Below are 8,110 nucleotides of genomic sequence, written 5' to 3' on the forward strand. Positions count from 1 at the left end.
CGCAAAGACTTCTGGCAACCTGTCGATACGGCTCCATGGGACAAATTTTCGCCAGATCACCTGGTTGGTGTCATCCCGGATGACCTCAACTTTGATGCCTCCCTTTTCCCGTGTTGTCCTGATCACCGCCCCCGTTTCCCCCCCCATCTCCCGCCGCACCGCCTAGCTCTCCTCCCGCACCTCCTCGTTGGTTAGCAGCCCCTCGAAGGTGACGACTAGTTGTGGATCGAGTTTCTCGGCCATGTTCAACTCTCCTCTTCGCCCCCCCGTCAGCCCTGCAGCGCCTTGTTATGCATTTTCATCTTCAGGGCCAACCCAGAAGTGAGGATTGTGAGCAACCTCCCATAGGTAGCCATCTGGATCTTTGAAGTAGCCGGAGTAACCTCCCCAAAATACCTTTTGCGGTTGCTTAACAAGTGTTGCGCCAACTGATACTGCTTGCTCAATTATTTGGTCTACGTTAGATTCCGATGCCACGTTATGAGAAAGAGTGAAACCGTTAAATCCACTTCCCTCTGGTGAAACCGTCGCATCTTCGGCAAGGGATTCGCGATTGTACAAACCCAACCAACTGCCATTGAGCGTGAAGAAAGCAATTTCAGGCGGAGACTCCATTCTGGGAAAGCCTAAACCTTCTTTGTAGAAGTTGATTGATTTTTCTAAATTACTCACACCCAAGGTAATCATGCTTATTCTTGGCTTCATGTTTCCTCCTTTATTGCGATGCATAACTATTAAATGAGCTGCAAAAGCAGTGAGCTTTCTGGCAGTCTATCTCGTACGTCACCTCCACAACGCCCGCTTAGCCTCCCTCGCCTCCCGCTGGAGCTTCAGAACTCCAAATCCTCCACCCGCTCTCGGGATTATCTATAAACGGATTCCCAGTTCCCCGCAACTCCTCAATGACGTTGTTCCTGCGCCTCTCATGCTGACTCGGGGGGTTGGTCCGATTCTAGGCAAAAGGCTAGGTGGACTGCTGGTGGGGTAGTATACTTGGAGTTAGCGGAGGGTAGAATGGGGACCATAAGTACCTCGACTTTTCGACCGGCCTACTTGAACCTCGAGCCCGGAGAGCTCAAGGAGCGAGCAGAGCGGGCCGTCGCCACGTTGGCGGATTGCCGGGCCTGTCCCCGCGACTGCGCCGTTAATCGGCTTGAGGATAAATGGGCCGCCTGCAAGACCGGCCGCTACGCTGCGGTGAGCAGCCACTTTCCTCACTTCGGCGAAGAGGACTGCCTGCGTGGCTGGAAGGGCTCTGGAACGATCTTCTTCTCTCACTGCAACCTGCGCTGCGTCTTTTGCCAGAACTACGACATCAGCCAGGCCATCAAGCCCGGCCCGGCAGCGCCCGGCTCCCCCCCTGAAGAGATCGCTGCAATGATGATAGAGCTGCAACAGAGAGGCTGCCACAATATAAACTTTGTGACCCCCGAGCACGTCGTCCCCGAAGTCGTTGAAGCCCTAGCCGTTGCCGTGGATTGGGGCCTTCACCTTCCGATTGTCTACAACACCAGTGCGTATGATTCGTTGGAAAGCATGGAGTTCATGGACGGTATCGTGGACATCTACATGCCCGATTTCAAGTACTGGTCTCGCGAGCGCAGCCGGATTTACATGAAGGCCGACAACTATCCCGATGCGGCGCGTGTGGCGATCACGGCAATGCACCGCCAGGTGGGGCAACTCGTGCTCGACGGTGACGGGCTGGCGAAGCGCGGACTCCTCGTTCGCCACCTGGTCATGCCCGGATGCCAGGATGAAACGCGCGCCATCCTCGAGTGGATCGCCACAGAGCTGGGACCCGACACCTACGTGAACCTTATGGACCAGTACTATCCAGCGGGTAAGGTCAGTGCCGAACACTACTCCGAGATCAACCGCCGGCTGACCTCAACGGAATTCATGGAGGCGCAAGAGATCGCCCGCAAGCTGGGGCTCAGGCGCCTCGACGAGCGACGCCCGCACCCGCGTCTCGTTCCGAAGTTGATGTTGGTCTAGCCAGCACCCCACGAAGCCCGCTCATCCCCCCTTTTCTCTCTTCCACAGCCCCCGTTTCGCCTCCCTCGCCTCCCGCTGGAGCTTCAGAAACAACTCCTGGTACTTCACATTCGGCGTTCCCTAATGGCAGCGCTTCGGCGGGGTTTCCCTTTACCTTTCCCCTCTCAGCGAGTCAACGTATTCAGCGATCAGCCGCAGGGAATCCTCCGGGGCGTCGAGAAACTCTAGTCCCGTCTGAAAGATCAGTTCTCGCTCCCCCTCAGTCCGAACCTCCGTACGATGGACCACTGATCGAACGACCCGGCACTTCAGACTTACCTTCTGTCCCTGGATGGAAAAGGTCAGGACCGAGAGGGTCCCGAGGCGGACAAGGTCCGAATGTTCCATTAGGGCCCCGCTCATGCTGACATTGATCAGGAACGCGTCGTAGATGGCGGTAATCCGCCCTGGGGTCCGGTCCTCTACCGCGCAGCGGATATTGCCGCGCCTGTTTTCCTTCTCCTTCACTGACTCCCCTCCGCCCTCTCGCCGTTTTTATGATTGCTCAAAAGCAAAAACGCCCTCCGGGCCGTACTCCGCCGAAGAGGGCGTCTGAATGTTTGGTGCGCCATCGATTGTGCCTGCGGTGGCTGCGGGGCTATTGATCGCCCCGGTTTCATACTTTGAATGGCTGCGGGGAGCCGTAGGGGGCCTAAGTATCCCCCACCGGGCAAGGGGTGTCAAGGGTCACCGAGCAAAGGGAAAGAGGGGTTAGTTCCAGCGGGCGCGCGCCCTACTGGTGCAGCGGGGGATCGGGGTAGGCTCAGACACCTTTGTGGTGGAACTTGCGGGGATCATCGGTCAGGAGCTGACCCGCCGCAGGCGCGGCCGGCCGAAAAAGGACGACAAAAAATAAACCTGTCTCTAATTTCCCTGCGTGCTTTATTCATTTTTCTCTTCCTGATTTGCCACAGTAGTAACTGCCCCTTCTTCACGATTCCCCCGTGCAATCGCGATCATCTTGTCCACTTCAGGGACCGTGTTGGTAGTCATGAGGAGAATACCTGGATTGTTCTCTTCAAATACGCGGAAGATCTCGTCCGAAAACGCCCGACCGATCGAATCAACGTCTTTGAAATCCAAAATCACTGTCCTAAATCGGTCCACTCTGGCGAGTAGCCGCTTGGCTTGGGATCTAGACAGTAACTTTTCGGCGCCATGTCGAGCTAGCCGAACAGGGACAACGGTCTTTGTGAACGCGTAGTCTTCCTCATCGGACGCGAAACGATTAAACACCTCTCGATCCGTTCGTTCACTGTTATTAGCTAGATCCATAAAGACTGCTGTGCCGGTGTCTGGCCGGTCCCGCTCTAGGATCCAGTCCTCCTCTTCACCGTATTCATGTGAATAATAAACGTCGCCAGAGAGAATCGCAAAATCGTCCATCATGCGTGATGTAAAAAAGATTCCTTCTCCCGTGTGCTTGTCTGGGTCGGTTGTTAGCTTACCTTTCGCCAGTTCCAATACAGCGTGACGTTCATCCTCAAGATGACACTCTTCCTTTATTTTCCGAAAAATTCCAATGCCGTCGTCGTGCACAGAAACTCTTGTGGTGAGTGGATTCATTTTGATGAAAGCTGTCAAAACATGGCCAGCTGAGTGGTCGATCGCATTATTAACCATCTCCGTGAATCCATAATGCCAGATATCTAGAACGTTCTTTGGCAAGTCCTTCAAGACCGGCGCGACTTCGTTGCGCCAAACCTGGTCTTCCTCGAGGTCTCTCAAAGGTACGGTGAAATTCTTGTCACGGAGCACCTTGAGTGAGTACTTACGCTGCCGAGTTTTCCCCTCGGCGGTGATGTACCCTCCTGCCAAAAGCTCCTGAATGTACCTGTGTACTGCTTGTCTGGATATTCCGAACCGTTTGCTGACAACGTTGACAACGTCGCGAGGATGGTCCGGGATACTCTCGATAATGAAATCCTTGATCTCTTGTCCGTGTTTGCTGGGCTTTCGCATTAGCAACGTACCTCGCTCAAGCCTTGCTACCTTTGTGAATATAATGAACCCATATTGTCAACATTTATCATCAGCATTGTAAATATTATTACGGTCGTTTGTCAATATCAGCGATTATAACTCAACTGTTTCAGCTAGTTATACATGAATACGTCGCCGGATCGTCAATCCGGGCAGGATGTTGACCCGTACCGGGGATTGGCGGGAGTTCTTCCTTTGTAAACGTGATGAACCCACATTGTCAACATTTACCAGCAGTATTGTAAACATTGTTTCTGCCATTTTTCAACCGACGAGGTGAGGCAAGGATAGCTTAGACGCAATGGTTTCAATCAGTTACGTATGTATGGGGTATAGGCTATTGGACTGGAAAGGGACTCCCGCGGCAGATGACCGGAGGGATAGGACTGCCAAGTTGGAGGCAAGAAAAACTTTCGACCCCTTTTTCCGACCCTACAAAAAATAAATCTATCCCTAATGTCTTCGAATGAAATCAATCGACTCCGACCCCGTTGATTCCGTGACCCCGTTGATTCCGTGGCCCGCGACTACTCGGCCAGGGTCAGCCGGCGCAAGGTATCACATTTCCGACAAAAGCAGCTTCTAGCCAACTCTGGTCGCCGGTTCGCGGGCGGCCTGACTGCGTAATCCAGCGGGCGTGATCTCACCGTCGGCTGTGGCGAGCACCGTGATTTCCTCGTTCTCACTGTCACTCGCGCCGAAGCCAAACGGAACGAACTTGCCCCACGACTTCTCCTGATAAATCTGGTCACCGTATTCCGGCTGTTGGCCGCAGGCCCAGCCGTAGGCATACCAGAACAACTTTTCCGAAGGTTGCATAATCTCCGCGCTCACGGTCCCCCAGGGCAGGTTCTCGTGCGGATAGGTCTCCTGATGCCGTGTTCCATGATTGCAGATCGAATACCCCCAGGCTTCCAGAAGAGGGTTGTCCATCGGATCACGCTCTCGATTGGCATGGTCCGAGAGGATCCGCGCGAGGGAAGCGACGTCCAATTTGCCCCGGAGCTCCTGCGCCAATTGTTCTCCTCGTTCTCTGCGTGCCAGGTTGTTGTTCTGCGTGTTCTCGATGACGGCGTTCGGGGCGTTGTAGTGGACAAGTTTCTGCGAGAGATAGCAGTTCACGGCAAAGACCACGCCGGGACTCTGTTGGGAGTAGTGGTGGTTAACGTTGACACCGAAAGCGCCGGCTTCCAGATGGGCGAGGTCGCCTTTCGCATCGGCAAGCAATACCGAAAACGGCGGCGTGCATGCGCCGGCGGATCGGAACAGGTCGATGGCGTCAAGGACCGTCTCGCAGTTCGTCATCATCTTCCGCGAGAGATCCGCGAAAGACGTCGCATTGGGAGTTCTTTCCGCAGTCTCTTTCTCGAAGATCAAGGCACAGGTGAAGGCGAGCCCGCTCTCGTTGAGGCCTCTGGTCGTTTCGCCCGGATCGGAAAAGTAACCTCTTTCGATCAATGAATGCTCCGTGGTCGAGACCAACTCCGTGCCAATGTGTGCCTGCGACCCGGCAGGCTTCACGGCCCGCAAGAACGTCCGGACGTCGTAAGGATCATCACTCACACTTCCAATTAGCGCGTCGCCATTTGCGCTGAAGCCCGGACCCGTAACACCAATCAGAAAACAGCCCATCGACGCGTGTGTCATTTCCCCTCCCCTTAAAAAATCAATCGACTCCGACCCCGTTGATTTCCCGAACAAGAAAGCACAGCGCGGCTTGTCAGCGATATTCTCGAAGTTCCGGTTAGGAGCCTGCTCGTTCATGAGCACGGGCATCATGTTCCAAAGGCGCGTCCGCGTAACCAAACGCGGCTATTTGCTGGAGATACCCAGGCAGAAAGGCAGCGATCGAACCAGCCTGCTCATATTGGTACACGTGGCGAAACTCGTGGGAGAGCAGGAGCACCGTCTCATTGCCCCTACAGATGAACACGGAGTAACCAAGGGTCAGGCCGACCATCCCAGGCCCCAACAGCCCAGTCTGTAGCGCTGCAGCCTGCAATAGCGGATCCTCGGGCATAGGAAGACCATTGACCAACATGATCCGAATCCGTTCAGGATGCGCCACACCCACTCCCCGCGCAAGCTCCAACTCGTGTTCGTTAAGTGCGCGACCAGACCTTACCACTTCCGCCGCCCGGCCCTCGGCCCATGCGATGGCCTTTGGCAGCAAAACCGGAAGCGCTGTTTGAAGATCCACGCCTCTTTCCTCGCGGGCTCCTAACGTTTGAGTATGGCAGTCGGCATAGCCCGGTCCTCAGACTTCCAATGGACGCGCCGATTCTCGCCGGTTTCCAAAGACTTTGTCAAGGCCCTCACCTTACGGGATTTGGACTGGTAGCGTGGGAGGCTCAGACACCTTCGTGGGGGAACTCGCTGGGATTATCGGCCAGCCGCTGATGCGCCGCAGGCGCGGCCGGCCGAGAACGAACGACAAAAAATAAATCTGTCCCTGATTTTCTCTCGAAAATCCGCCAAGGGCTTCTGGGAGCCTATGGACAACAAGCGACTTGACCCCTTTATTGACCCCTTTATCAGGCTGAATCGTGCCCGTCCTGTTGAGCACACTCACGGTACACAGATCTTCAATACTAGGCGAATTTTCCGAGAAAGCAAAGGCCGGCAGGCGATTCAACGCGCCAGCAACAATGAGGATAAGGAGTAGTGCAGCCACCCGAGAGGTTGCTTTGAGCGATCCTTTGAAGTACATCCCTATTTCCTCGATTCGTCTAACCAGATGCGGTACAGTCCACCCTTGCTCGCAAGGATCAGGATCGCCTCGCGCCTGTCTTGCTCGACCAGGGCGGCTGAGACAAAATCTGGCGCTGACGATGGCTTATCGATGCTGATGATTTCCCAGTGTTTGCCTCCATCCGTGGTTCGAAGAACTGCCCCTCGCTGCCCGACAGCCCAGCATTCTTGAGCACTAAGGATGACGACATCGACCAGAGCTGATTTAAAGTGCGCAGGGGGCAATCTTCCCTCTGCTTTCCGCCAGCTTCGGCCACCATCTGTAGTATAGAAGATTACTCCCTGTCGCGCCTGCCCGCGAATGTAAGGGGTAATGCCAACAGCATAACCGATCTTGTCATCCCAAAACCTTATGTTGAAGAGATGCACCCCCACGTTGCCTTGCTGCACTTCCCAATGCTTCCCGCCATCGCTGGTGTGTAAGATCTCCCCGTCCGAGCTAACCACCCATCCCTCAGATCGATCGATAAAATAAAGTCCCGTCAAGCTTGACGTCCTACCAGATGGCTGTCTCACCCATGTCCTGCCGCCATCCGTCGTGTGATAAATCGATGGAGGGTAGTCGAGGGCCCATCCGAAATCAGAATCCACAAAAAAGAGGTGGGTGAAACAGCGCACTTGCGACGGTTCCCAGAATGTCCACGTAGCGCCGCCGTCCTCTGTGTAGTGGTGACACCCCCAGCCACGATTTTCATTGAGAAAAAATGGATTCGCAGAGACTCTTGTCTTCAGCGGCATCCATGTCTTCCCACCGTCAGTCGTCTTGCCCAGGAATCCACTGGAATTAACCCACCCAACCTTCTTATTGACAAAAATCATCGGGCTAAAGAATTGAGTTACGGAGCCCTTTTCCGGTTTGCCGGGCATCTTAGTCGGGATCCTCAGGTCGCTGATTACTTCCTCAAGATTATATACTCGGGGTCCTTCCCCACCGTCGAAAGCTAAGCTCGCGAGCACCGGGAGCGCCACAACAAGCAAAACGATGGTTCGTCCAAGCCGGAGTCCGATGGTCATCATAGTGCCCATGGAATCACCTACTGCGTATTGGTCTCTGCGATACCAAGCACCCTATTTGGATAATTCCGACGGTCCAAGAATTCCTTCTCAACCTTAGATATAGGGTCAGTTTTTCCGATTCCAAATGCCGCTCTCTTAGCGTCGATGGCCTGGAACAAAGGCGTATCAGCATTGCCCCCTCCCGCGGGTACGTTAACCAGGTCATCAAAAGCCAGCTGATTAAAAGGCTTCCCGGTCGTATCCTGCGCAATTTCCAGCGCCCTTGTCATCGTTCCATGGCCAAGATAGGCGGGAGAGGGTCAGGTCTTGACTTTGCATTTTG

Annotated in this window: 8 protein-coding genes and 1 pseudogene; 1 reads left to right on the forward strand and 8 read right to left on the reverse strand. The window is 54.6% G+C overall.

From position 1 onward, the window contains the following. Positions 1 to 288: 288 nt before the first annotated feature. Together O6929_11260 and O6929_11265 are read right to left on the reverse strand one after the other, a co-directional pair. A complete protein-coding gene (locus tag O6929_11260) occupies positions 289 to 705 on the reverse strand; it encodes a VOC family protein (GenBank protein MCZ6480966.1) in 417 nt (138 codons plus the stop codon). Between the two features lie 97 nt (positions 706 to 802). Further along, positions 803 to 934, reverse strand: a pseudogene (locus tag O6929_11265) (hypothetical protein). Between the two features lie 80 nt (positions 935 to 1,014). Here O6929_11265 and O6929_11270 point away from each other — a divergent pair. Continuing rightward, positions 1,015 to 1,998 (forward strand): radical SAM protein, encoded by a 984-nt coding sequence (locus O6929_11270; protein MCZ6480967.1) that lies wholly within the window; start codon positions 1,015 to 1,017, stop codon positions 1,996 to 1,998. Between the two features lie 150 nt (positions 1,999 to 2,148). Here O6929_11270 and O6929_11275 read toward each other — a convergent pair whose 3' ends face one another. The 6 genes from O6929_11275 to O6929_11300 all read right to left on the reverse strand — a co-directional run bounded on the left by O6929_11275 (position 2,149) and on the right by O6929_11300 (position 8,057). Beyond that, positions 2,149 to 2,505 carry a PilZ domain-containing protein gene (locus O6929_11275; GenBank protein ID MCZ6480968.1) on the reverse strand — a complete coding sequence of 119 codons (357 nt, stop codon included), beginning with the start codon at positions 2,503 to 2,505 and terminating at the stop codon, positions 2,149 to 2,151. Between the two features lie 414 nt (positions 2,506 to 2,919). Beyond that, complete coding sequence (locus O6929_11280) at positions 2,920 to 3,999, reverse strand: DUF4325 domain-containing protein (protein ID MCZ6480969.1); 1,080 nt, start codon at positions 3,997 to 3,999, stop codon at positions 2,920 to 2,922. A 603-nt stretch (positions 4,000 to 4,602) separates the two neighbouring features. Then, on the reverse strand, positions 4,603 to 5,784 hold the full coding sequence (locus tag O6929_11285) for a carcinine hydrolase/isopenicillin-N N-acyltransferase family protein (GenBank protein ID MCZ6480970.1): 1,182 nt from the start codon (positions 5,782 to 5,784) through the stop codon (positions 4,603 to 4,605). Continuing rightward, entirely contained in the window at positions 5,765 to 6,220 is a 456-nt protein-coding gene (locus O6929_11290; GenBank protein MCZ6480971.1) for a hypothetical protein, read from the reverse strand. Before O6929_11290 ends, O6929_11285 begins: the two co-directional genes overlap by 20 nt. Before the next feature lie 512 nt (positions 6,221 to 6,732). Beyond that, the gene (locus O6929_11295) at positions 6,733 to 7,257 is read right to left on the reverse strand and encodes a YCF48-related protein (GenBank protein ID MCZ6480972.1); all 525 of its coding nucleotides are present in this window, start codon (positions 7,255 to 7,257) and stop codon (positions 6,733 to 6,735) included. A 548-nt stretch (positions 7,258 to 7,805) separates the two neighbouring features. Beyond that, the gene (locus tag O6929_11300; GenBank protein MCZ6480973.1) at positions 7,806 to 8,057 is read right to left on the reverse strand and encodes a hypothetical protein; all 252 of its coding nucleotides are present in this window, start codon (positions 8,055 to 8,057) and stop codon (positions 7,806 to 7,808) included. Positions 8,058 to 8,110 lie beyond the last annotated feature (53 nt).

The sequence above is a fragment of the Candidatus Methylomirabilota bacterium genome, from assembly GCA_027293415.1.
Taxonomy (GTDB): Bacteria; Methylomirabilota; Methylomirabilia; order Methylomirabilales; family CSP1-5; genus CSP1-5.